Below are 24016 nucleotides of genomic sequence, written 5' to 3' on the forward strand. Positions count from 1 at the left end.
GGGATAGCAATGGAAAAGAAAGAGTATCAGCTGGGCGATATCGTATTAATGAAGAAGCCCCATCCATGCGGGACCAATGAGATGGAGATTATTCGGCTGGGCATGGATATTCGGATTAAATGCGTCGGCTGCAAGCACAGTGTTCTGGTGCCTAGGGCGAAATTCGAGAGTAAGCTGAAAAAGGTGCTGCGCTCCGCAGCAAGTCCAGCTCCAATGGAGGGAGAAGGCGCTCAATAATAAAGTAGCATAAAAAGCTTGCAATCATGAGCAAGCCGTGCTATATTATTACTTGTCCCTTTTGGACGCGGAAAGGTACCCAAGAGGCCCAAGGGGGCTGACTCGAAATCAGCTAGGCGGCGCAAGCCGTGCGTGGGTTCGAATCCCACTCTTTCCGCCATACATAACAAACCAAACGATCCGATGAGGATCGTTTTTTTGTTGTATGGGAAAGTAGGTGAGAACCCCAGAGGTTCGTCGGAGCATAGGCTTCGATAGGAATGGCATCGCAGTCGACCGCAAAGCGGGCGCATCCCACTCTTTCCGCCATACATAACAAACTCAAACGATCCGATGAGGATCGTTTTTTTGTTGTATGGGAAAGTGGGTGAGAACCCGTGGGTGTTCCTCAGAGCTTACAGAAAAACAATTGACATCACGACCCGGTTGAAGTAAAATTTTAACTTGTAAATGAGAATGATTATTATTATCTAAATTTTAAAGATGAAGCCAGGAGGGCACACCAAAGATGAATACAGGTAGTTTTCGATTACATTTTAAACCAGCTGCACTAATAGCCATAATGATGATGTTGTCCGTACTTCTCGCCGCGTGTGGAAGCAAAGCAGAGGCTCCGCAAGCTGCGGCGCCGGCGAAGAACGGAACAGCTGCAAATGCAGATGCACCAAGGAAAATCAAACATGCGATGGGCGAAACGGAAGTACCGGCTCACCCTCAGCGTGTAGTGATTCTGACAATGGAAGGAACAGAAACGCTGCTGGCTCTCGGTGTAAAGCCTGTAGGCGCGGTAAACTCGGCCTATGGTGACCCTTGGTTCGATCATATTAAGCCTCAATTAACGGGCGTGCAGGCGCTTGGAGGAGAGTCCCAGGTGAATTTGGAGCTGATCGCAAGTCTTAAGCCAGACCTGATTCTGGGGAACAAAATGCGCCAAGAGAAAATTTACCCGCAGTTATCCGCCATCGCACCGACGGTCTTCGCAGAAACGCTGCGTGGCGAGTGGAAGTCGAATTTCTCGCTGTTTGCTGACGCACTAAATAAGAAGGCTGAGGGCGATAAAGTTATTGCCGATTACGACAAGCGGATCGAAGATTTCAAGAAGAAAGCCGGAGATCAGCTGAAGGATAAAGTAGCGGTTGTTCGCTTCATGGCCGACAAAACGAGATTTTATTACGGGGATATGTTTACCGGAGCGATCTTCAAGCAAATCGGTATGCCGCGTTCGGATCCGAAGAGTGACGAGAAAGCATTCGATGATATCACAAAAGAACGCTTGCCGGAGCTGGAGGCAGCTGACCGTGTGTTCTACTTCACATACGACACGGGGGATGGGAAAGGCACGAAGCAGGAGCAGGCGTGGATGAATGACCCGCTGTGGAAAAACCTGAAGGTAGCAAAAACCAACAAGGTGTTCAAAGTGAGTGACGCGACTTGGAATACGAGTGGTGGCGTACTGTCCGCGAATATTTTGCTTGATGATATGTACAAGATTTATGGTTTGACGAAATAGAAACAAACAAAAGAGGCTACTCGGAATGAATGCAACCGGGTAGCCTCTTTTATGTGACTAGTACACATGAGTATAAGTGTTGTTCGGGAGAGTTATACACATGTGGATAACGCTGAGCAACCCTTGATTTTGACCTATCCACAGAAGGGTTTAATGATGGTCTCGTGAGTGAGAGTGACGATAGACCGCAAACCGATCGATACAATAGCCGATGACCGCCCAAGAAGCAATCGTGAGGATATAGAGGATGAGCGGGTTGATGTTCGTATATTTGAAAATTGGATAAAACCAAGCCGGCACGCTGAGCGCATAAAAAAGCAAATAGATCGGGTCATATTCATGACCGAAATAATGAAGGATGCATAGCGCGACTCCGATTAATGTGAGCCAAGATGTATATTTATAACGCATAAGGGATCTCCTCTCCTTTTACGAGAAATGGTGTGGATTCCCCTTACTGCCTAACGGCAGAGAGGGGAGGGCGATGCTACCCGCGAAATACTTTTTTCCACTTGCGATTATGGTTGGTTAAGGCCGGGAATTCGTCACCCTTTTTCAGTGTGATGATCTGAGGGTTATTAATCCCTGTATGGAAGGCGTCTTCGCCAACTTCCATATACTCACCGTCGTTCGGCGCTCGGTCGCCTTGACGGAATTGACTCCATTCACCCATGGAAGGTCACCTCCTGTGATTGGTGTAGCGTTAGATTTTCCTTAAACGGAGGGGACCATGAGGGTTAATAATTACCATCGCCATTATTGAAGAAAGGCGAATTGTTTTTCTTGCTTTGGCGGGCTGTTTTTGCTATAGTATTATGGTGCGAGTTTAGGGAAGCTTTATTTTTACTCGCTCCTTGCTCCTGACGGTACAAGCCGACCGGGGGCCATAGTCCAAGAGGAGGTGGCAACATGCGCAAATACGAAGTGATGTACATTATCCGTCCTGAACTTGATCAGGAAGCTGTTCAAGCTGCAGTGGAGAAGTTCTCTAACATCATCAACAACGGTGGCGAAATTACGAAACAAGACCTGATGGGTAAGCGCCGTCTTGCGTATGAGATCAACAAGATTCGTGACGGTCATTATGTGTTGGTTCATTTCAACGCTAACAATGACGTTGTTAACGAGCTTGACCGCGTAATGAAGATTTCTGACGAAGTCATTCGTTATCTGATCGTAAGAGACGTAGTAGCTTAAGGCCTTGAGCCGTAATCGAAGTTATCCGGGAGGGAATACGGATGTTGAATCGTGTGATTCTGATCGGAAGGCTGACTAGGGATCCCGAATTGCGCTATACACCAGCGGGTGTGGCTGTAACCCAGTTTACACTTGCAGTTGATCGGCCATTTTCAGGTCAAGGCGGCCAAAGAGAAGCGGATTTTATTCCGGTTGTCACGTGGCGCCAACTAGCGGAGACCTGCGCGAATTATCTTCGCAAGGGACGTCTTGCCGCAGTGGAAGGCCGCATTCAAGTGCGTAACTATGACAACAATGAAGGCCGTCGCGTTTATGTTACGGAAGTCATTGCTGACAATGTGCGATTCTTGGAATCGGCGAACAGCGGTAACCGCGAAGAAGGTATGGATATGGGCGGTGGCAACAACAACTTTGGTGGTGGCGGCGGCAATAGCGGCGGTAACCGTGGAAGCTATGGCGGCGGAGGACGAAACAACCAGGATCCATTCCAGGATGACGGCAAGCCGATTGACATTTCCGATGATGATTTGCCGTTCTAATCGACCGGTAAATGAACTATTCGCGTAGAAAGGATGGAGAACAATGGCATTTGAAAAAAGAGAACGTTCCGAAGACCGTGGCGAGCGCGGCGAAAGAAAGTTCAGCGGACGTGGCAAAAAAGGCGGCAAGCGCCGTAAAGTTTGTTACTTCACTGTCAACAAAATCAAGCACATTGATTATAAAGACATTGAAACGCTCAAGAAGTTCATCAGCGAGCGCGGGAAGATCCTTCCTCGCCGTGTAACTGGTACTTCTGCGAAGTATCAGCGCGCATTGACGATCGCGATCAAACGCGCACGTCAAATCGCTTTGCTGCCGTACACAACGGAATAAGATATACAGAGAAGGGGCTGCCGAGTATTATCGGCGGTCCCTTTTTTTGTTATCCGAGGGAGCGGCTTATTTTTCTTCGAGGGGCGTAACATGGTATGATGGAGGGGTAGAAACTCGCCATTGGGGTGGCGACGGAAAGGTAGGGAGAACCGTTGAACATTGCTTTTTTTCTGGTGCCGAAGGATGATGTTATCTATTTATCTCCTCATTCCACGATGCGCCAAGCTTTGGAACGGATGGAGTATCACCGGTATTCGGCCGTCCCGCTGATTGATGAAGAAGGCAAGTATGTGGGCACGATTACTGAGGGGGATCTCCTGTGGAAGCTGAAGCATGCGCCGGATGTGGGATTTGATAATGCCCATAAGATTCAGCTCAAGGATGTTCCGCAGCATATGACCATAAAGCCGGTGCGAATCGATCAGCAGATGCAAGATTTGATCACGCTGGCCACGAATCAGAACTATGTTCCTGTCATTGACGATAACGGAGTCTTTATAGGGATTATTCGAAGAAGAGAAATTATTGATTATTGCTTTAAGCTGTGGCAGTCCGAACAAAAAGTATAAAAGTGTGGTATAATTAACTAATCATTTTATCGCTTGTAAAGGGCAGTAGGGTACAGCGGTAGTGGTGCTGTGGAAGATCATTGGCGTAAGAGGTGAAGTGCTTGGAAGGAACGCAAAAGTCGCGCATGCTCGGGTGGAGCATCGCCTACATTTTAATCTTGTTATCGATCATCCTGCCGCTAATCAACCTCATTACGGCCTTTCTATTACTGGTGCCGGTGCTGGTGATGTATGTAAAGCTAGGCACGCGTCAGTTTGCACTGCATTATGTGATTTGCTTGGCGGTAGTTTATTTTGCGACTTCCTTGATGTTTGCCGGATGGGTGGGAGCGCTGCTGGTGTCGGTTTCGCTCTTTTTTCTCCCCCCAGTCGTTCAGATGGGCAACTTGTACAGAAAGCGGGCCACGGCACGCTCGGTTATGACCGCGGGTACGGTTACGCTACTGGCCGAGCTGCTGCTGAGCCTCATCGTGAGCAATATGCTAGGGCTGGAGCCAGTCAACAAAATGAAGCAGATTATGGCGGAGAGCATTCAAACGCTGCCGTCGCAGCTGCAGAGCATGATAGCGATTGATCTGGATACACTGCTTCAGCTCACCGTCCAGATGTTACCTTGCTATATGATCGGGATTTCGCTCATTTATGCAATTGTTACCCATTGGCTGGCCCGCAAGATCCTGGTGCGCTCGGGGGAATCGATTCCTAGCTTTAAGCCGATCCGAGATTGGATGCTGCCGAAGTCGTTCGTATGGCTGTTTTTGATTTCGCTGGTCTTGTGGATGTTCATACACGACTCGAACTCCATCATTTTTACGATTCTGCTCAATTTATCGCCACTGCTCACAGCGGCTTTTGCGATTCAGGCGTTGTCCTTTCTTTTTTATGTGGCGCACGTGAACCGCTGGAACAAGACGCTGCCGATTATCGGCATTTTGCTGCTGGTGTTCTTTTGGCCGGCGTGTTCTATTTTCAGTTTGCTCGGTGTGTTTGATGTTGCGTTCCCGATCCGGGACCGGTTGACCCGCAAGTGACCATATAGGGATTAGGAGCGAATGAAATGCCGAAGTTCCTGTTAAAGCGTTGGCATGGGATGCATATCATATGGATTTATGCGCTGCTTACGATCCTGATCATGATCCTGTTTTGGTATCAATGGCAAATCAGTGTAGCGGCCCTGCTGTTGTGCGGAGTACTGGGGTACTTCACACTGCAGGCGGAGCAGGCATTCCGTAAAGATTTGAACCGCTACATTGCCACGCTGTCGCATCGGGTCAAACGGGCGAGCAGTGAGGTGATTCATGAGCTGCCGCTGGGCATTCTGCTGTATAACGAGGAGAAGGTCATCGAGTGGCATAACCCTTTTGTCGCCAAAATGGTTGGCAAGGACACCTTGATCGGCGAATCGGTCATGGAGCTGTTTCCTGCGCTCAAAACGCGGAAGGACAAAGAGCTAAAGCTTGAGATTACCGTTCAAAAGAAGAAGTTCGAGGTACAAGTGCGGCCGGATGAAAAGCTGCTGTATTTCACGGATATTACGACGGTAAAATCGCTGCAAGCGAGATACGAGGAAGAAAAGCTGGCGCTCGGGATTGTCATGATGGACAACCTGGATGAAGCCACTCAAGGGCTCGACGATCAGACACGCAGCATTCTGATGGCGAAGGTTACGGGGGAAATTACGGAGTGGGCACAGAAAAACCAGCTGTTCCTGCGTCGTACCTCCTCCGACCGTTACATGATTCTGATGGATCAAAAGGGACTTAAGGCGCTCGAACAGTCGCGGTTTGAGATCCTGGACGAGGTGCGCGATATTACGATCGAGCACAAGCTGCCGATGACGCTGAGTATCGGGATTGCCTCGGGCACTTCGTCGCTGATCGAGCTTGGACAATGGGCGCAGATCAGCTTGGACATGGCGCTGGGGCGCGGCGGTGATCAGGCAGCGGTGAAGGTCGGCGAACGGCTCTCGTTCTACGGCGGCCGGACGAACGCGATCGAGAAGCGTACGCGCGTCAGAGCACGGGTTATCTCCCACGCACTACGGGATCTGATCAAGGACTGCGACAAGGTCGTCATCATGGGCCACCGCGTGCCGGATATGGATTCGATCGGTGCCGCGATCGGTGTGCTAAAGATGGCACACGTGAGCAATAAAGAAGGGTACATCGTGCTGGAAGGCGTAAACCCTTCGATCCAGAAGCTGATGGAAACGATCTACGAGGACGAGAAGCTGAACCGCTGGTTTATTACGCCAGAGCAGGCGGTCCAAATCATGAATGGAAAGTCGCTTGCCGTCGTTGTAGATACGCATCGGGCCTCGATGACGCCGGAGCCGAAGCTGCTTCAGCTGACCACGCGTAAGGTGGTGGTGGATCACCACCGTCGAAGCGAGGACTTTATTCACGATGCGACGCTGGTGTACATGGAGCCTTACGCGTCATCCACGTGCGAGCTGGTTACGGAACTGCTGCAGTATTTCCACGAGCGGCTGACGATGGGGGTGCTCGAAGCTACCGCGTTGCTGGCGGGGATTGTCGTCGATACGAAGAGCTTCAGCCTTCGTACGGGCGCTAGAACGTTCGAGGCGGCATCGTTCCTACGGCGGAATGGGGCAGACTCGTCCATGATTCAGCGGCTCTTAAAAGAGGATCTGGACTCTTACATTCAGAAGGCGGAGATCATCAAGAATGCCGTGGTGATTTTCGACCATATCGCACTTGCCGTCAATGAGCCGGGACGTAAATATTCTCAGTTGCTCATCGCCCAAGTTGCTGATACATTGTTAACTATGACAGGTATTATGGCGTCGTTCGTCATTAGCGAGCGGCAGGACGGGCTGATCGGCATCAGTGCCCGTTCACTTGGTCAAATGAACGTCCAAGTCGTGATGGAACGGATGGGCGGCGGTGGGCATTTGACCAATGCGGCTACACAGCTCGAGGGCTCGGTAGGCGGTGCGACGCAGCGGCTCAAGCAAGTATTAAGCGAGATTCAAGCGGAGGAGGGACTTTTCGAATGAAAGTCATTTTATTGAAGGACGTTAAAGGCCAAGGGAAAAAAGGCGAGGTTAAAGAAGTTTCCGAGGGCTATGCCAATAATTTTTTGTTCAAGCAGCAGCTGGCTGCACCGGCCAGTGAAGGCGCAATGAAGACGCTGGATCTGCAGAAGAAGGCGGAAGAAAAGAAGAAGGCTCAGGAAAAAGCGGACGCACAAGAACTGGGTCGCAAGCTGGGCGAACTGAGCGTGCAGGTGAAGGCGAAGTCCGGAGCGGATGGCCGATTGTTCGGCGCCATCTCGAATAAGCAAGTCGCTGAAGCGCTGGAAAAAATGGGCTTCAAGCTGGACAAGCGCAAAATTGTCATGGACGATCCGATCCGCACCTTGGGTGTGACGGAAGTGGTTGTGAAGCTGCATCCCGAAGTGAGCGGGAAGCTGAAGGTGCATGTAGTCGAAGAAAAATAAAACAGCCGCTTATTCCCAATGGGAGGGGAGAGGCGTAGTGGATGGGCCGGCCGGGATTTTGTAAGCCGGTCCGTTCTACGTTAAAGGGACGATATGCGAGGTTATACTAGAGAGTCTCCTTGAAGGATGAAACATGGATTCGTCGGACAGACTCTAGGGGAGGAAATCGGATGAACGAAAATCTGTTTATGGATCGCATCCCTCCACAAAATCTAGAAGCGGAGCAGGCGGTGCTCGGTGCGATTTTGCTGGATGGCGACGCGTTAGTCACGGCCATGGAAAGGGTGTTGGTCGAAGACTTTTATCGTCCAGCGCATCGATTTATTTATGAAGCGATGATCGAGATCGCTGAAGCGAATGAACCGGTCGACCTGGTGACGCTGACCGCGCGGCTGCAGGACAAGAAGCAGCTCGAAGAGGTAGGCGGGATCAGCTACCTGTCGGAGCTGGCCAATGCTGTGCCAACGGCAGCTAACGTCGATTATTACGCGCAGATCGTGGAAGAGAAATCGATTCAACGCCGATTGATTCGAGCCGCGACGCAGATCGTCACGAACGGGTATGCCGGCGAGGATGAGGTCGGGACACTCCTAAGCGATGCCGAGGCGCGGATCATGGAGATTTCGCAGGCGCGCTCCGGCTCGGGCTTCATCGCCATCAAGGATGTGCTGATGGAGGTGTTCGATAAGGTCGAATCACTCTTTAATCAGAAGGGGAGTACGACCGGGGTGCGCTCCGGCTTCACCGATCTGGATAAAATGACGTCGGGCTTCCAGCGCTCCGACTTAATCATCGTAGCTGCCCGTCCTTCCGTAGGGAAGACCGCCTTCGCCCTGAACATCGCTCAGAACATAGGCGTGAGGGAGAAGGAAACGGTAGCCATCTTCAGTCTCGAGATGGGCGCGGCACAGCTGGTACAGCGTATGATCTGTGCGGAGGCCAATGTAGATGCAGGGCGCATGCGGACGGGCTTTCTTGAGCCGGACGACTGGGAGAAGCTGACGATGGCGATCGGATCGCTATCAGAGGCCAACATCTATATCGACGATTCGCCTTCGGTAACAGTAGCCGATATTCGCGCGAAGTGCCGCCGATTGAAGAAGGAAAAGGGTCTCGGAATGATTCTGATCGATTACCTTCAGCTGATTCACGGCCGCGGCAAAGGCGACAACCGTCAACAGGAAGTCTCGGAAATTTCCCGTACGCTGAAGCAAATCGCGCGTGAGCTGAACGTGCCGGTTATCGCCTTGTCACAGCTCAGCCGGGGTGTGGAGCAGCGTCAAGACAAACGTCCGATGATGTCTGACCTTCGGGAGTCCGGTTCGATCGAGCAGGATGCCGACATTGTAGCGTTCCTGTACCGGGATGACTACTATGATAAAGAGTCGGAGAAGAAGAACATCATCGAGATCATCATTGCCAAGCAGCGGAATGGTCCGGTCGGTACGGTTGAGCTAGCCTTTTTGAAAAACTACAATAAGTTCGTCGGCCTGGATCGGGTGCATCAAGAAATGGCGATGGCGCGTTAATCTGCCTGCCGATGCATGGACAGCTGTTGCACGGGGAACATTGTTAACAAGCTTAATGAAAGCAATATGCGGAGCGGCGGTTGTTTTTCCGAACGGAAGGACGCCGTACGCGGCATACATATGAATGATTTCCGAACGATGCACATTAGGCGCTGTGTATTGTTCGTTTTTTATTGACTTTACTACGGTGTACTGCTAAACTATTCATGGTGCATGGCGCTCTTTCGCTTTCTTCAAGGTAAAGGGCGAATCTCAGGTGGTTAACACCTCACGGGGGTAAGTGGAACATGTCAACGGTAGTGGTTGTCGGAACCCAATGGGGAGACGAAGGTAAAGGGAAAATTACGGATTTCTTGGCGGAGTCTGCAGATGTCGTTGCTCGTTATCAGGGCGGGAACAATGCAGGGCATACAATTATTATCAACGATAAAAAGTATAAGCTGACGATGATTCCATCGGGCATTTTCTATGGAGATAAAGTGTGCGTCATCGGGAACGGGATGGTTATTAATCCGGGCGCGCTGCTGGATGAAATTAATTATATTCATGAAAACGGATTTTCGACGAGCAATCTGCGGATCAGCGATCGTGCTCATGTCATTATGCCATATCATTTGCTGCTGGACGGCTTGGAAGAGGAACGCAAGGGTGACAACAAGATCGGAACGACTCGCAAAGGGATCGGTCCGTGCTATATGGATAAGGCGGCAAGAAGCGGGATTCGGATCGCGGATTTAATGGACGCAGAGGAGTTCAAGCGCAAGGTTCGTCAAGTTGTCGCGGAGAAGAACGTCGTTATCGAGCAAGTGTACGGCTCCAAGGGGCTGGATGCGGATTCGATCATCGAGGAATACCTCGGCTATGCGGAGAACATTCGTCCATATGTAACCGATACTTCGGTAGTATTGAATGACCTGATCGACGAGGGCAAAAAAGTACTGTTCGAGGGCGCTCAAGGCGTTATGCTCGACATCGACCAAGGCACATACCCATACGTTACATCGTCCAACCCTTCGGCTGGCGGCGTTTGTATCGGTTCCGGCGTAGGCCCGACGAAGATTAAGCAAATTATCGGTGTTGCCAAGTCTTATACGACTCGCGTGGGCGACGGTCCTTTCCCTACGGAGCAGAACAATGAAACCGGTGACTGGATTCGTGAGAAAGGCCATGAGTATGGTACGGTTACTGGCAGACCACGCCGTGTCGGCTGGTTCGACAGTGTCGTTGTACGCCATGCTCGTCGGGTAAGCGGGATTACAGGCTTGTCCTTGAACTCCCTCGACGTGTTGGCTGGACTGGAAACGGTCAAAATTTGTACCGCCTACAAATTCCGCGGGGAAATTATTAAGCATTATCCGGCTAGCTTGAATCAGCTGGCGGAATGCGAAGCGGTATACGAAGAGCTTCCAGGCTGGAACGAGGATCTGTCGGGAGTACGCAAGCTTGAGGATCTGCCGGAGAACGCAAGACGCTATGTTGAGCGCGTAGCTGAGCTGACGGGTATTCCAATCGCGATCTTCTCGGTCGGTCGTAACCGTGAGCAAACGAACTTGGTGAAGCCGATTTATTAATAGGATGTAGAACAGCCCCTGATTTCCGTAGCTTGATGCGGAAGCGGGGGCTTTTTTGTCGTTCTACCCCGGTTGGTTTGCCAGAATTAGGTCAATACTATGAAGAGAGATTCAGCAGGGCAGAGCTGCTGCTCAATATCGTGCATAGTGTGACAACCGACTATCAGCCACACGCTGGGAGTACGGTTTGTGGCAGCAAAGGGAGCTGGGACGAGACATGAAATGGTTGACATGGATGATGAGGCTGGTGCTGACTGCGGTCATCACATCCGTTTGCTGTGTGGTAATGACATTTGCGGCGGTAAACACTTATGTGGACTTATTGCTCGATCAATACCATATTCAGCGGCCAGCCGGCCAGAAGATCGATTGGAACCAGTTCGTCGGGCGGTTTACCTCGCAGTTCAGTTCCGTGACCTCCGGAATGTGGAGTGGAAAGGCGCCGCAGAAGGATGTGGCCGTATCCGCGACTACGACGACCCCGTCTTCCGAGACGGGAACCAAGGAGCAGAAGGATGGGAGCGAGCCGACCGCACCGGGAAGCAAAGGTACGGACGGAGAGAAGAGGCCGCCGGAGGATGCTGTAGCCGTCTGGAGCCGCCAGTCCACTTCGCAGGGCAGCAGCTCGCAAGCGGAAGACCGGAGAGTGATCATTTCCAGCGAGGACTTTGCCAAGAAGAAGGAGCAGCTGTCAGATGCGAATAAAGCGAAGGTGTTCTCTGTGCTGATGTCACGTGTACCGCAGGCGGAGATTCAAAAAATTTCGCTAATCTTAGAGGATGGCATTACCGTAGCGGAGCTCAAAGAGCTGGATCAAATCCTCAAGCAATATTTGAAGCCGGAGGAATATACGGAGCTGCAGGGGCTGATTCAAGCGCCTTAATAAAATATTTGTGGTCAAGCCGCTGAGAAGACACATTGGTGTCTATCGGCGGTTTTTGTGTTTCTTTCCATAGTCTGCCTTCACACGACCGACATGTTTCTACTTTCATAGTGTGTGGTAGTATACAATTTTGTTGAAAAAAGTAGACTTTTTGTGGTAAATTGGTTGAAGGTGCTTACCTTTATAGGGTGAGATTCCTATTTTTAGGTGTTTTTATGTGCACATCGTAAGAACCTGCGAGATGCCCGCTAAACAAGCGTGCACTTTTTTCACACCAGAAAAAGGGTGTCTCAAGGCTGGATTGGCTGCTAGATTCATAGAGATGCGCCAACCGGCGAGGGAAAACCAGCATCCTCAATTACAAGGGTAGGGTCAGGCTGATTTTCGAATGCGGCAAAAAACGACTTAAAAGGAGAACACAATGAATTTTAATACAATAACGGATCGAATGAAGAGCGTGCTAAGTAAGCTTCGTTCGAAGCCGTCTGAGGTCACGTCTGAAAATAAGGAACAACAACCGGCACTCCCGGCGGTCCCAAAAGAACGCGTTAAATTTACATATGAAGGTATGAAGTCGCAACTCCTGTTGAAAAAATGGGTCATCGCCAAATCGGTTACAACCCTGGGTGTCATTACCGCCGTTGTGTGGGCCGGCAATCACTACGTTCATGCGAATATGGTAGATTACTATCACGTGATTGTGAACGGCCAAGACGTTGGTTCGGTATCCGATGAAGGCAAAGTAGAGCAGTATAAGGAAGCGATGAAACAGAAGCTTGCCCAAAGCTCTGCTGATGTCCAAATGGCCGTCCAGGCACCGAAGATCGAATTCACACGTGAAAAGGCTTTCATGGTTAAAACTAACGATGAAGTGGTGCTCGACAAGCTGAACGGCTATTTTTCCGCTCACCCGGTTGGTGTGCAGCTGATGGTCGATGGCAAGCCGATGGGGATTTTAAAGGATAATAGTACCGCTCAAAAAGTGCTGGATCAGATCAAATCCGAGGCTGTAGCCTCCTTGCAAAAGAAGAAAGAATCCGGTAAGGTCGGCATTTTGTCGGCTTCGGCGGCTCCAGCCAACACGGTTGCGGAATCAGAGCTTCTGAAGGCGGATTTCGTCCAGAAGGTGGAGATGAAGGAAGTCCCTATCGAAGCATCGGAGCTGAATAAGCCGGAGGATGTCCAGAAGAAGCTCGAAACCGGCGACGTACAGCCGACTAAATATACAGTGGAGCAAGGCGATTGCGTGTCCTGTATCGCCAAAAAGCTCGATATTCCAAAGCAGGTCATTTATCAGAACAATCCTTCGATTAATAACGATATGATTAAAGTAGGTCAGCAGCTCGACTTGACTGTGCTTCAGCCGACACTGGCGGTACGTACGGTAGAGAAGGTCGTAGAGAATCAAGAGATTCAATACGATACTGAATATCAGCAAGACGCCAGCATGCGTGTAGGTGTAACGCAGGTCATCTCCCCGGGGAAAAACGGGATGAAGAAAGTGACTGTAGAGCTGACAAAGGTCAATGGGCTTTTGGAAGAAGAAAAGGTGCTGGATGAGAATATCACCCAGGATCCGGTAAAGGCTGTCGTGAAGCGAGGAACAAAGGTTGTGCTGGGAGAAGGATCAGGCAAGTTCGCTTGGCCTGTCGTCGGCGCAACGATTACGAGTACGTTCGGAACCCGTTGGGGGGCGTTCCACAAGGGTGTCGATTTGGCAGGTAACCGCAATATTATGGCCGCAGATAACGGCAAGGTCGTCTATACCGGGTACAAGAGCGATTACGGCAATCATATTATTATCGATCATATGAACGGATATAGAACGTTGTACGGGCACCTGAGCCAAATCAATACAAGCGTGGGCAAGATTGTAGAAAAAGGCGAGAGTATTGGCATTATGGGCAGCACCGGGGATTCAACGGGAGTTCACCTGCATTTTGAAGTGCAGAAGAATGGTGCGCCGGATAATCCGTTAAAATATTTGAATCGTTAAAAACGTAGTAAGTTTGATCCGATGGATATAAAAATTGCTACAGATAAGGGGCATGGAAGATGCAGGGATACTGCGCTTCTGTGTCTCTTTTTACTTCAGGATGTGGTAAAATAGTAGGAGGATTGGATGTTAAAACAAAGGATCGGTGGATGGAGCTATGGCCAAAATACTCGTCGTCGACGATGAACAACCGATTGCGGATATATTGAAATTCAACTTGGAAAAAGAGGGCCACGAGGTCATTTGCGCCTATGACGGCGGGAAAGCGGTTGACCTGGCCTATTCGGAGGAGCCGGACCTGATCCTGCTCGATCTGATGCTGCCCGTCAAGGACGGCATGGACGTGTGCCGCGAGGTGCGGATGAAGCTGGATACGCCAATTATTATGCTGACGGCGAAGGATAACGAGATTGACAAGGTGCTGGGCCTCGAGCTGGGTGCGGATGACTACGTGACCAAGCCGTTCGGCACCCGGGAGCTGCTGGCACGCGTGAAGGCGCATCTGCGCCGACATACGAAGCCGGCACCGTCGGCAAATACGCAGGCGTCTACTGAGGACGAGCCGCGGCAAGGGATCCGGATTCAGAGCCTGTTTATCGACAGCGATATGTATGTGGTGTACAAGGAAGACGAGCCGCTCGACTTGACGCATCGGGAATTTGAGCTGGTGCAGTATATGGCCAAGAACAGCGGCAAAGTGATGACGCGGGAGCATTTGCTGCAGGCGGTCTGGGGGTTTGAATATTTCGGCGATGTGCGCACGGTCGACGTGACGATTCGCAGGCTGCGGGAGAAGCTCGAGGACGACCCGAGCCGCCCGGAATACATCATTACCCGGAGAGGGCTCGGCTACATGATGAAGAGCGCCAAAACCGCCTCCGGAAGCTACTGAGGCGATGCCCATGGGGATGAAGTGGATTCGTTTTTTTCAATCCATTCAAGCGAAGCTGATCATTATCTACGTCCTATTGATCCTGATTGCGATGCAGCTGATCGGGGTGTATTTTATCCGGACGCTGGAGAGCTCGCTGAAGAATGATTTTATCGATAATCGGAATAAACAGGCGCAGCTGCTCGCGCAGTATGCGGAGACCTATCTGATTGAAAATCAGGACAACAAGAACGCCGAAAGCAAGAAATCGTACGAGGATTTGAATCAGTTCGTCAACAGCTTGTTCGTCATTAGCAAAGCGGAGATTCAAGTCATCGATGCGAACGGGGTCGTGCTGACCACCTCGCTGGATCGGAATCAGTCGGTGGTTGGAAGCAAGAATACGCAGACCGAGGTCACGCGTGCGCTCCAAGGGATCAAGGACAATCAGCGGATGTTCACGGATTTGGATGGCGTCCGTAAGGTCGTTATTGCCAAACCGATCGGCTCGGGGGTCAAGGTGTACGGCGCGGTGTACATCATTTCCTCGATGGAGGAAGTGTACGACACGATGAATCGGATCAGCCGGTTCTTGATTACCGGTACGCTGATCGCCCTGGTGATGACCGCGCTGCTGGGGGTTATCCTGTCGGCGACGATTACGAAACCGATCAAAGCGATCACGAAGCAGGCGACGGCGGTGGCGGAAGGCCGGTTCGACGAGCAGGTACGCGTGTTAGGTAATGATGAAATCGGGCAGCTGGCCAACACGTTTAACTTCATGATGGAGCGTCTGAGAGAGGCTCTATCGCTCAATGAAGAGGAGAAGGATAAACTGGGGTCCATCCTGTCCAACATGAATGACGGGCTAATTGCGGCGGATGACCGGGGACGCGTCATTCTCATAAATCGGCGGGCGAAGCAGATTTTGCAGGTCAATGAGGAGACGACGCTGGGCATGCCGCTGGGTGCACTGCTAGGCATTACACCTAGGGCAGCGAACGCATCGGCAAAAGGGAAAGCGGCTTCCGTTGGAAGCGAGGCGTTGGATCCAGAGCTGGAGAGCGACGCTGACAAAACGACGATGCTGCAGCTGTACCATGAGGCCGAGGAGGAGCCGCTGTTTGTGCGGGTGACGTTCACCGGCATTCACAGCAGTAAAGGCAAAGGCGCTGGCTCCGGCTCCGGCTCCGGCGGGACGATCGCCGTGCTGCAGGACGTCACCGGCCAGGAGAAGCTGGAGCAGTCGCGGCGCGAGTTCGTCGCCAACGTCTCGCACGAGCTGCGCACGCCGCTGACGACGATCAAGAGCTACCTCGAGGCGCTGGAGGATGGCGCGCTGGAGGAGCCGCAGCTGGCGGGCAAGTTCGTGAGCGTAGCACGGAACGAAACGGATCGGATGATCCGGCTCGTTACCGACCTGCTGCAGCTGTCGCGACTGGACTCCAAGCAGGCGATTATCAGCAAGGAGTCGACCGATGTAGCAGAGATGCTGGATGAGGTGGCGGACCGCTTCTCATTCCAGCTGGAGCAGCGAGCGATTACCATCGACATCGAGGTTGTGCCGGGCATGAAGGAGATTATGCTGGATCGCGACCGGATTGATCAGGTGCTGGACAATCTCGTGTCCAACGCGATTAAATATACGCCGGAGGGCGGGTCGATACGGATCCATGCTGGATTGGTCGCTAGAGCGCATAGCGGGGATCAAACCGGATACTCGGAATCTCCATTGCTTGAAATTTCCGTACAGGATAATGGAATCGGCATTCCAAAGAAGGACTTGAGCCGTATTTTTGAACGTTTTTACCGGGTGGATAAAGCCCGTTCGCGTAATATGGGTGGTACAGGTCTAGGACTTTCGATTGCCCGGGAAATAGTAAAGGCGCACGGCGGCACGGTTCACTTGGACTCTGAGCTGGGAGCGGGGACACGGGTGACGTTTACACTTCCGTATAATCAAGAGGAGGCGGCCGGATGATTGAGAAGCTGAAAACAGCTGTATTGTCGCTGCTCGTGCTGCTCAGTCTGCTGCAAAGCTATTTGCTGGCTTACAGCTATCCGAAGTTTGATCCGGTGTCCCCTGAGGAGTACGTGAAGACCGAGCGGCTGGGTACGCAGGCGGCTTTGGAGGATATGCTGTTCCCGGATCAAGTGGTGCTGCATCTGGGCAAGGAGCAGCATACGGTCGTCTACCCGAACACGGCTAAATATAATGAGATATGGGATACGGTCAAGCAGCGGTATTACCTCGAGGGCTTTCGCAAAACGACGACTACCGCATTGGGGCTGAATTGGGATGAAATCCGCAATAAGCAGCAGGGTGTAGAAGTGCGGTTCCGCGACGGGTTGCCGCTCAATGTGCTGCAGCGGGTCATGCAAATCAAGTCCGACCTGCCCAGCGAGAATGACCTAATTACACGCATTTGGATTTTTGCCAAGGATACGAACGAGGTGCGCACGATTCTGTTTACGGATACGGCGAGCACGGTGTATGAGGCTCAGAAGGCCGATTTTACCGTCAAGGATATCGAGAAGTTTGTGGCGGTCAGTCCGGATTTTATTCCGTATAAAGTGACGCCGGGCGACTACTATTTGCCGCTAAAGCCGCTTGCGATGACGGGCTTCAAAATGGGCTATACGCAGTTTACCGTGGACCAGATGAAACGAACCTTTTTCGTGGATCCGGCGATTACCCGGAATTTGACGGAGCGGGACGGCTCGGAGATTTATACCGACGGGAAGCGGGGACTGCAGCTGAAGAACGAGCCGCACTGGATGACGTACTCTGACCCGGTGGCGCCGGCGGCGGATAGTCGCATCGACCTGCTGGGGAACCTGGTGTCAGCCGTCCAATTCATCAACCAGCATGGGGGATGGAACGGGACCTATGGGGTTCAAAAGGTGCCGCAGCGGCTGCTGTTGGGCAATCAGGCGTTTGTTTTTCGGCAGTATTATCAGTCGTTCCCGATCATTAATCCGCGGAGCGATACGATCGGATATATACGCATCTCGCTGCAAAAGGGGCTTGTATCGAACTTTGAGCGTTCTATTATGACCCCGGAGGTGCGGAATGTGACCCGCAATGAAGTACAGCTTGCCGGCGGCGAGCAGCTGGATGAGAAGCTGAAGCAGTTCAGCTTGCAGAAAACGCAGTTTTACGGTGTGTTTCCGGCGTACCGGCCGATTGTCATGGAAAAAACGATGGAGCTGGTGCCGGCTTGGGCGGTCGAATTGCGGGATGGTACGTACGAATTTTTAGAGTGAGGGGGACGCAGCGATGGATTGGGGCCGGGCGAAGACGATATTGATTCTGTCTTTCTTGCTGCTGAACGCCGTGCTCGGCATCCAGCTGTGGTCCAGCCGTTCGGATCTGCTCGATCTGGAGGCGAACCCGAGCGGTGCGGCGGAGGAGATTCAGCGGCTGCTCAAAAGCAAAAACATTCAAGTGCCGGCAGAAATCCCGAAGGATGTGCCAAAGCTGAAGGAGATCGTGGCGAAGTTCGATGAGAACCTGACGCCGGGCAAGCCAATTCCGCTGCAAAAGCCGTTCAAATTTGATCCGCTGATTACTAAGGGCTCTTTTAAAGACGTGCTGAGCAAGACGGGGATTCCGAAAATCGATATGTACCAATGGGATCCGATGACGAGCGTGAATGGGACGTATATTTTTCATCAAATGTACGGGAGGCTGCCGATGTTCGAGGTGCAGGTGGAGCTGCAGGAGAAAGCTGGGCTGGTCAGCACTTACCGACAGGGGTATGTGGAGGTGCAGCCGGAGGGGGACCAGAAGGAGCAGAAGGTCATTTCGGCGTATATTGCACTGCGCAGCTTGATTGAGAACTTCCTTCCGCAGGGCGCGGTCATTACGGGCGTTCAGCTTGGGTATCACGGACAGGTGTATAACTCGCAAACGCTGAACATGTGGCCTTCGTGGAGGGTGTCGCTGAGCAACGGCGATTCGTACTTCGTGCATGCGTTCAACGGTGCGGTGGAAGAGCCGCAGAAAAACAAAAAGTAAGGGGTTGGGAGTTAGGGAGATGGGCATAAAGTTTAGCGTACTGTCCAGCGGTTCCACGGGGAACGCCATGGTGGTGGCCACGGACGAGGGCAAGGTGCTCATCGATGCGGGCCTCAGCGCCAAGAAGGTGGAGCAGCTGCTGAAGGAGCGGGGCATGTCGGCGGCGGACCTGGATGCGATTCTGGTGACGCACGAGCATGCGGATCATATCAAAGGGCTGGGTGCGGTGGCGCGCAAGTTCGACCTTCCTGTCTATGCGAACGAGAAGACATGGGAGGCGCTGGATAAGCAGATCGGCGAGATTGTTGAGGCGAACCGCTGTGTAATGCAGACCGGGGAAATCCTCGAGTTCGGGTCACTGCAGGTGGAGTCGTACGGCATCTCGCACGATGCGGCGGAGCCGGTGGGGTACTGCTTTTATGAGGGGGAGCAAAAGCTGAGTCTGGCGACCGATCTGGGCTATATGAGCTCCAAGGTGAAGGAGAAGATTCAGGACAGCGACGTGCTCGTGCTAGAATCGAACCATGACATTGAGATGCTGCGTATGGGCAAGTACCCTTGGAACATTAAGCGGCGCATTCTGAGCGATTTGGGGCACTTGTCCAATGAGGCGGCAGGCGAAGGTCTCGTCGATGTAATGACCGAACGGACGAAGCGGGTGTATCTCGCGCATTTAAGCCGGGACCATAACCTGATGGAGTTGGCCAGGCTGACGGTGTCTAACGTAGTCGATGATAAGCTGGCGCCGGACGATCATCGGGCGAAGCTGATGGATACATACCATGACCGGTCAACGGCGTGGGATCGTCTGGATGAATCTTAGTCTTAAGTCCGATCGAAGCTGGGAAAAAATCCAGCTGTCGCAGCAGCATCCTCGCTCTCCAGGGCGTGCGCTTTGCTGGCCAGCTCGTGCGCGGTGATGATGCCTTTTTCAATCAGGAGCTCGATGACGGCGCTAAGCAGCAGGGCGTGCTGGTAGTGACCTTCCTTGAGGTCGGCGAGCTTGCCGATCCATTCGATTTCCTCCAGCGGGGAATGCACGCGATTCATATTGACGTTCGTATTCATGGGCGGGGCCATCCTTTCGGGTGTATGGGATTGGGTGGTTTACGGGCTATGTTTCTATTCTAGTCTAGCAAGCTGCAAAACATTCCTAAGTGGATGAAGATTTTAGTTTTTCAGATTGCTAGTTTATCGGGTACAATAGGCAGGATAGGCTTGTACTACGGGGGCTGGATTGCTCCAGCCTGGGAGCGAAGGGGGTGGCGGACGTGAGTTTGTTTGACGACGATTTTTATTCCACGCGGGTTTCGCGCCGGGAATCCTGGCGGATGCCTCGCCGTTTTCCCGATCGGCTCCCGCCCTGGCTGCTTCCCGCCATCGGGGGCGCTGCGCTGACGGCTGCGCTGTTCCTCGTGTTTAGCGGAGGAGAAGGACGGAAAGCATCGGTCGAGCCGCAAGCGCTGGCTACCATGGCGCCTTCCACGGGGAGCAGCGTCGCTTCCGGTATGGTCGGCTCCGAGCGGCTCATGAGCGATTCGGTGGTGAGCGCGGCGGAGAAAATTTCTCCTGCGGTGGTCAGCATTCTCGGCTCGAAGAAGGAAGGCGAAAAGGAGCCCGCCCGCGGGGGTGGCACGATGGGGCTTGGCTCGGGCGTTATTTTTGCTCGGGCGGGCGATAAGGTGCGGATTGTGACCAATAATCATGTGGTCGAAGGGTTCACCCAGCTGGACGTGATCACGATCACGGGCGAGCGCCGCAAGGCCACGCTGATCGGGCGGGATCAGATTACCGATCTGGCGGTCCTGGAGACGGATGGGGCCGGGCTGAAGCAGATCGCGGAGTTCGGCGACTCCGACGCTCTCAAGGCGGGCGAGACGGCGATCGCGGTCGGCAACCCGCTCGGGCTGGGCTATGCGCCCACGGTGACCAAGGGGATTATTAGCTGGCCGAAGCGCACGATTCCGGTGTCGCTCGGACGTGAGGGCGAGCTGGACTGGGAGATGGACGTCATCCAGACGGACGCGGCGATCAATCAGGGCAACAGCGGCGGCGCACTCGTGAATCTGGACGGCAAGGTGGTCGGGATCAACACGCTGAAGGTGGCCGATACGGGGATCGAAGGCTTAGGCTTTGCGATTCCGATCAATCAGGTCAAGGTCGTTATTGATGCACTGCTGACCGATCATAAGGTGAAGCGCCCGTACATTGGCGTGGTCACGCAGGATTTGCAGTCGTTCACCGCCGGTACGGAAAGCTTGAAGCTGCCCGCCGAGGTGAAAAAAGGGATCGTCGTGCTCGATGTGCTCGGTCCGGCGAAGGATGCGGGCCTTAAAACCAGCGATGTGATCGTGGAGCTCGATGGCAAGCCGGTGGACAGCACGCTGGCGCTGCGCAAGTACATTTACGGCAGCAAGAAGGTTGGGGAGAAGCTGGCGGTCACTTTTTACCGCGGGTCGAAGAAAACGACGGTTCAGGTGTCGCTTAGCGAGCTGAAGGATAAGTAAGCTACAGGCCTACAGTTCAGGAGCTGGGATTTAGGACTGGAACAGTTGGGTAGACTAGGGATATAGGTGAAATGAAACGATTAAAAGGGGTCTTATCCATATATGCACGTTGTTTGTAAGGAACACTTAGAATTGGCTATTGACCAATTTGTCGATGAGTTTGAGGACGCGCCGGATATCGTGGATTTGGCAGATGTGCATTTTAGCGCCTGGGAGCCGCCCGCGCATTGTGAGCGGTGCTCGGAGCCGGGACGGTTTTTGGTGGTTTAATACGATGGCAGGGAGGCAGGCCTGTGCTCGGTTGGAGCGTAGGGTGCCTCTTTTTGCATGCGGAAGGGGAGTTGGATGTCGATGCATATTACCATCATCGCGGTAGGAAAGCTGAAGGAGGCGTACCTGGTTCAGGGGATCGCCGAGTATGTGAAGCGCCTTGGCCCGTATGCCAAGGTGCAGGTGGTGGAGGTGCCGGACGAGAAGGCACCGGAGACGATGAGCGCCGCTGAGGAGGCGCAGGTGCGGTTTCGCGAGGGGGAACGCATCCTCGCGCAGGTTCGGGAGGGCGCGTACGTCGTCGCCCTCGCGATTGACGGCAAGCCGCTCTCGAGCGAGGAACTCGCGGAGCGGCTTGCCGGGCTGGCCACGTATGGGCGCAGCCACGTGGCGTTTGTGATCGGGGGCTCGCTAGGGCTGGCCCCCGAGGTGTTGGCCCGCGCGGAGCTGAAGCTCAGCTTCGGGCGCATGACCTTGCCGCATCAGCTGATGCGGCTGGTGCTGGTGGAGCAGGTGTACCGTGCGTTCAAGATCAACCGGGGAGAACCTTACCATAAATAATAGCAAGCGGTTTAATGTACAAATTGCTACTAAACCAAATCGGAGTGGTCTTTGTGGCAAACACAGATAAATTCGAAATAATAGCGAACATCTATGACACGCCTGAACGAATCCATATTGCAAAGGCGGAGTCGTCTGGGGGGAGGGAAATCCAGAAGCCTCGATCATGATGATTCTGGATAATCCCGGAGCTCGGGAGGATCGGCAAGGCAATTCGTTTCTGTGCGGTACCCGAGAAACACTCCAGCTTGGCATGAGGGAGGCGGGGATAGATGCAGCCGATGTTTATGTCACTTTTTTGCTGAAATGTCGGCCGATTCGTGCCTACAATAAGCCTGAAGCTAGAGCGGCATGTCTTCCACATCTAGAGCTGCAGCTTTTTCAGAAGAAGCCGCTTGTATTGTTCGGATTTGGCGATGTCGTAGCAGAAGCCGTATTCCCAGATCAGGAGAGCGCCAGTGTCAAGGAACTACGAGGCAGTTGGTTTGAATTTCAGGGTACGCCAATCAGCTTCACCTATCATCCGCTTGCCGTAAGAAGGCGGCCCAATTTATTAAGGTTTTTCGTAGAAGATTTGCAAGCCTTGAAGGAGAAGTGGATGGAGATTCAACACCGTAGGCTTTAAAAATTTTAAATTGCAAACAAAACGGCTGAATCAAGGATCATCCTTGCCAGCCGTTTTCATGTTATTCAATCGCACTCTTCAATGCTTTATACATGTTGGTTACATGCTCATCGACTTCATCTCGTGACATGCGTAAGCGGCCCACGGACGTACCGTATCCAATTTCCGGTTTGCCCTCTTCCAGCCCTTGAAAAATGCCATCTGCGAAGTCATCCAGTGGTTCCCCATGCGTATGCAATCCTGCTCCGCCTAAGTCGGTATTTACGGCCGGAGGAGCGACTTCAATGACTTCCACGGACGTGGCAGATAGCTGGTGTCTTAGACTCACGGTAAACGAATGAAGCGCCGCTTTCGTCGCGGAATAGATCGGAGCAATAGCAAGCGGTGTAAAAGCTAACCCCGAGGTCACGTTAATGATGGCCGCGTCTTCTTTAGTTGTAAAATACGGTGCGAACAGCATCGAAAGATGGAAGGGCGCTTCAATGTTGGTTGTAATCTCTTGATTAAAGTACCCCCAGTTGGTCTTGGCATCCGCTTTTAACGTGTGGAAGCGTTGTTGGATCCCGGCATTATTAACTAACACATTTACCTCAGGATAGTTCTCGGTTACCCAATCAAACAGGGCTATACGCTCGGCTTCCACATTCAAATCACTTACCCGGGTGATCAGGCTAGGGAGTTTTTCTTTTGCCTGTTGGAGTACATGTTCTCGTCGTCCCGTAACGATAACTTGATTCCCGGCTTTGATAAAACGTTCTGCAAAAGCCAATCCGATGCCAGTGCTTCCGCCTGTAATGAGTATTGTATTCCCTGAAAGTTTCATTCCAGTCCCTCTTCTCCATTATAGTTTCGGTTTTGATAACGTGTAATTTTAAAGTCAATCCTTTTTAAGGATTCCGTCATCAACGCAATTTCAGCTAGCACCGCTTGCTTGTGATTGTTCATCATTTCCAGTCGGAGTTCAATGGTTTGATCCCCTTCAATAATCCAATCCATGTACTGCTTAATACCGCTTATGGGCATGTGCGTGTTTTTTAAACAAATCACGGTTTCGAGTAACGCCATTTGGTTTTCTGAAAATAACCGCCTACCGTTCTCATCACGCTCGATTAGGGGGAGTAGTCCTTTTTTTTCATAATAACGGATCGTAGATTCCGGAATATTGAATTTAGCTGAAGCTTCGCTGATGGAACAATACTTCATTTGGAGACCTCCAGTATCTTTCCCTGCCGACAAGAATTATGATACGACTTAAACCATGGTTTAAGTCAACGACTATTTTAGTCTACGCTAATGTTAAGTTACAATAGCCCTAATTAATCATTACGAATTGG

At 52.2% G+C, this 24016-nt stretch carries 26 protein-coding genes, 1 tRNA gene and 1 pseudogene; 23 read left to right on the forward strand and 5 right to left on the reverse strand.

Features of this window, described 5'->3' with window-relative positions:
- The first annotated feature begins 9 nt into the window (after positions 1 to 9).
- The 3 genes from FPZ49_RS06215 (at position 10) to FPZ49_RS06225 (ending at position 1747) form a co-directional block, all read left to right on the forward strand.
- A complete protein-coding gene (locus FPZ49_RS06215; protein ID WP_144844642.1) occupies positions 10 to 237 on the forward strand; it encodes a DUF951 domain-containing protein in 228 nt (75 codons plus the stop codon).
- 69 nt (positions 238 to 306) lie between these two features.
- A tRNA-Ser gene (locus FPZ49_RS06220) sits at positions 307 to 397 on the forward strand.
- 348 nt (positions 398 to 745) lie between these two features.
- Positions 746 to 1747, forward strand: coding sequence for an ABC transporter substrate-binding protein (locus FPZ49_RS06225; RefSeq protein WP_144844644.1), 1002 nt, complete (start codon positions 746 to 748; stop codon positions 1745 to 1747).
- Between the two features lie 150 nt (positions 1748 to 1897).
- On the opposite strand, the gene FPZ49_RS06230 is transcribed toward FPZ49_RS06225, so the two are convergent.
- Both FPZ49_RS06230 and FPZ49_RS06235 read right to left on the reverse strand, forming a co-directional pair.
- A complete protein-coding gene (locus FPZ49_RS06230) occupies positions 1898 to 2158 on the reverse strand; it encodes a hypothetical protein (RefSeq protein WP_144844646.1) in 261 nt (86 codons plus the stop codon).
- Positions 2159 to 2234: 76 nt separating this feature from the next.
- Positions 2235 to 2420: a YjzC family protein gene (locus FPZ49_RS06235; protein WP_144844648.1), complete on the reverse strand. Its 186-nt coding sequence runs from the start codon at positions 2418 to 2420 to the stop codon at positions 2235 to 2237.
- 236 nt (positions 2421 to 2656) lie between these two features.
- Here FPZ49_RS06235 and rpsF point away from each other — a divergent pair, with 236 nt between their 5' ends.
- From rpsF to FPZ49_RS06315, 16 genes are all read left to right on the forward strand, one after another.
- Positions 2657 to 2944 (forward strand): 30S ribosomal protein S6, encoded by a 288-nt coding sequence (gene rpsF, locus FPZ49_RS06240; RefSeq protein ID WP_144844650.1) that lies wholly within the window; start codon positions 2657 to 2659, stop codon positions 2942 to 2944.
- 41 nt (positions 2945 to 2985) lie between these two features.
- Positions 2986 to 3483, forward strand: a complete 498-nt coding sequence (ssb, locus tag FPZ49_RS06245) for a single-stranded DNA-binding protein (protein ID WP_144844652.1) — start codon at positions 2986 to 2988, stop codon at positions 3481 to 3483.
- 43 nt (positions 3484 to 3526) lie between these two features.
- Positions 3527 to 3817: a 30S ribosomal protein S18 gene (rpsR, locus tag FPZ49_RS06250; RefSeq protein ID WP_062410209.1), complete on the forward strand. Its 291-nt coding sequence runs from the start codon at positions 3527 to 3529 to the stop codon at positions 3815 to 3817.
- A 152-nt stretch (positions 3818 to 3969) separates the two neighbouring features.
- A complete protein-coding gene (locus FPZ49_RS06255) occupies positions 3970 to 4386 on the forward strand; it encodes a CBS domain-containing protein (RefSeq protein WP_144844654.1) in 417 nt (138 codons plus the stop codon).
- 101 nt (positions 4387 to 4487) lie between these two features.
- Positions 4488 to 5417 carry a DUF2232 domain-containing protein gene (locus FPZ49_RS06260; protein ID WP_144844656.1) on the forward strand — a complete coding sequence of 310 codons (930 nt, stop codon included), beginning with the start codon at positions 4488 to 4490 and terminating at the stop codon, positions 5415 to 5417.
- 26 nt (positions 5418 to 5443) lie between these two features.
- Positions 5444 to 7405 (forward strand): DHH family phosphoesterase, encoded by a 1962-nt coding sequence (locus tag FPZ49_RS06265; RefSeq protein ID WP_144844658.1) that lies wholly within the window; start codon positions 5444 to 5446, stop codon positions 7403 to 7405.
- Positions 7402 to 7848: a 50S ribosomal protein L9 gene (rplI, locus tag FPZ49_RS06270; RefSeq protein WP_144844660.1), complete on the forward strand. Its 447-nt coding sequence runs from the start codon at positions 7402 to 7404 to the stop codon at positions 7846 to 7848. Before FPZ49_RS06265 ends, rplI begins: the two co-directional genes overlap by 4 nt.
- A gap of 170 nt (positions 7849 to 8018) precedes the next feature.
- The gene (dnaB, locus tag FPZ49_RS06275) at positions 8019 to 9377 is read left to right on the forward strand and encodes a replicative DNA helicase (RefSeq protein ID WP_144844662.1); all 1359 of its coding nucleotides are present in this window, start codon (positions 8019 to 8021) and stop codon (positions 9375 to 9377) included.
- Between the two features lie 287 nt (positions 9378 to 9664).
- A complete protein-coding gene (locus FPZ49_RS06280) occupies positions 9665 to 10948 on the forward strand; it encodes an adenylosuccinate synthase (RefSeq protein WP_144844664.1) in 1284 nt (427 codons plus the stop codon).
- 217 nt (positions 10949 to 11165) lie between these two features.
- The gene (locus tag FPZ49_RS06285) at positions 11166 to 11831 is read left to right on the forward strand and encodes a hypothetical protein (RefSeq protein WP_144844666.1); all 666 of its coding nucleotides are present in this window, start codon (positions 11166 to 11168) and stop codon (positions 11829 to 11831) included.
- A gap of 421 nt (positions 11832 to 12252) precedes the next feature.
- Positions 12253 to 13827, forward strand: a complete 1575-nt coding sequence (locus FPZ49_RS06290) for a M23 family metallopeptidase (protein WP_144844668.1) — start codon at positions 12253 to 12255, stop codon at positions 13825 to 13827.
- Positions 13828 to 13984: 157 nt separating this feature from the next.
- Positions 13985 to 14719 carry a response regulator YycF gene (yycF, locus tag FPZ49_RS06295; RefSeq protein WP_144844671.1) on the forward strand — a complete coding sequence of 245 codons (735 nt, stop codon included), beginning with the start codon at positions 13985 to 13987 and terminating at the stop codon, positions 14717 to 14719.
- Positions 14720 to 14735: 16 nt separating this feature from the next.
- The gene (gene walK / locus FPZ49_RS06300) at positions 14736 to 16679 is read left to right on the forward strand and encodes a cell wall metabolism sensor histidine kinase WalK (protein ID WP_144844673.1); all 1944 of its coding nucleotides are present in this window, start codon (positions 14736 to 14738) and stop codon (positions 16677 to 16679) included.
- Entirely contained in the window at positions 16676 to 17965 is a 1290-nt protein-coding gene (locus FPZ49_RS06305) for a YycH family regulatory protein (RefSeq protein WP_144844674.1), read from the forward strand. Before walK ends, FPZ49_RS06305 begins: the two co-directional genes overlap by 4 nt.
- Positions 17966 to 17978: 13 nt before the next feature.
- Entirely contained in the window at positions 17979 to 18719 is a 741-nt protein-coding gene (yycI, locus tag FPZ49_RS06310) for a two-component system regulatory protein YycI (RefSeq protein ID WP_144844676.1), read from the forward strand.
- Between the two features lie 19 nt (positions 18720 to 18738).
- Positions 18739 to 19542 carry an MBL fold metallo-hydrolase gene (locus tag FPZ49_RS06315; protein ID WP_144844678.1) on the forward strand — a complete coding sequence of 268 codons (804 nt, stop codon included), beginning with the start codon at positions 18739 to 18741 and terminating at the stop codon, positions 19540 to 19542.
- Positions 19543 to 19544: 2 nt separating this feature from the next.
- Here the strand turns inward: FPZ49_RS06315 and FPZ49_RS06320 are convergent, their stop codons facing one another.
- Positions 19545 to 19787 carry a hypothetical protein gene (locus tag FPZ49_RS06320; protein WP_261381290.1) on the reverse strand — a complete coding sequence of 81 codons (243 nt, stop codon included), beginning with the start codon at positions 19785 to 19787 and terminating at the stop codon, positions 19545 to 19547.
- A 203-nt stretch (positions 19788 to 19990) separates the two neighbouring features.
- On the opposite strand from FPZ49_RS06320, the gene FPZ49_RS06325 reads away from it, so the two are divergent.
- From FPZ49_RS06325 to FPZ49_RS06345, 4 genes and pseudogenes are all read left to right on the forward strand, one after another.
- Positions 19991 to 21226, forward strand: coding sequence for a S1C family serine protease (locus tag FPZ49_RS06325; RefSeq protein ID WP_186445649.1), 1236 nt, complete (start codon positions 19991 to 19993; stop codon positions 21224 to 21226).
- 102 nt (positions 21227 to 21328) lie between these two features.
- On the forward strand, positions 21329 to 21496 hold the full coding sequence (locus FPZ49_RS06330) for a CxxH/CxxC protein (RefSeq protein ID WP_144844680.1): 168 nt from the start codon (positions 21329 to 21331) through the stop codon (positions 21494 to 21496).
- A gap of 81 nt (positions 21497 to 21577) precedes the next feature.
- Positions 21578 to 22057: a 23S rRNA (pseudouridine(1915)-N(3))-methyltransferase RlmH gene (gene rlmH / locus FPZ49_RS06335; protein ID WP_144844941.1), complete on the forward strand. Its 480-nt coding sequence runs from the start codon at positions 21578 to 21580 to the stop codon at positions 22055 to 22057.
- 130 nt (positions 22058 to 22187) lie between these two features.
- Positions 22188 to 22682, forward strand: a pseudogene (locus tag FPZ49_RS06345) (uracil-DNA glycosylase); the annotation flags it as partial.
- Positions 22683 to 22743: 61 nt separating this feature from the next.
- Here the strand turns inward: FPZ49_RS06345 and FPZ49_RS06350 are convergent.
- Both FPZ49_RS06350 and FPZ49_RS06355 read right to left on the reverse strand, forming a co-directional pair.
- The gene (locus FPZ49_RS06350; RefSeq protein WP_144844684.1) at positions 22744 to 23505 is read right to left on the reverse strand and encodes an SDR family oxidoreductase; all 762 of its coding nucleotides are present in this window, start codon (positions 23503 to 23505) and stop codon (positions 22744 to 22746) included.
- Entirely contained in the window at positions 23502 to 23885 is a 384-nt protein-coding gene (locus tag FPZ49_RS06355) for a MerR family transcriptional regulator (protein ID WP_144844686.1), read from the reverse strand. The genes FPZ49_RS06350 and FPZ49_RS06355 overlap by 4 nt, the downstream gene beginning before the upstream one ends.
- Positions 23886 to 24016 lie beyond the last annotated feature (131 nt).

Source organism: Paenibacillus cremeus (assembly GCF_007786445.1).
In the GTDB taxonomy this organism is placed as follows: domain Bacteria; phylum Bacillota; class Bacilli; order Paenibacillales; family NBRC-103111; genus Paenibacillus_G; species Paenibacillus_G cremeus.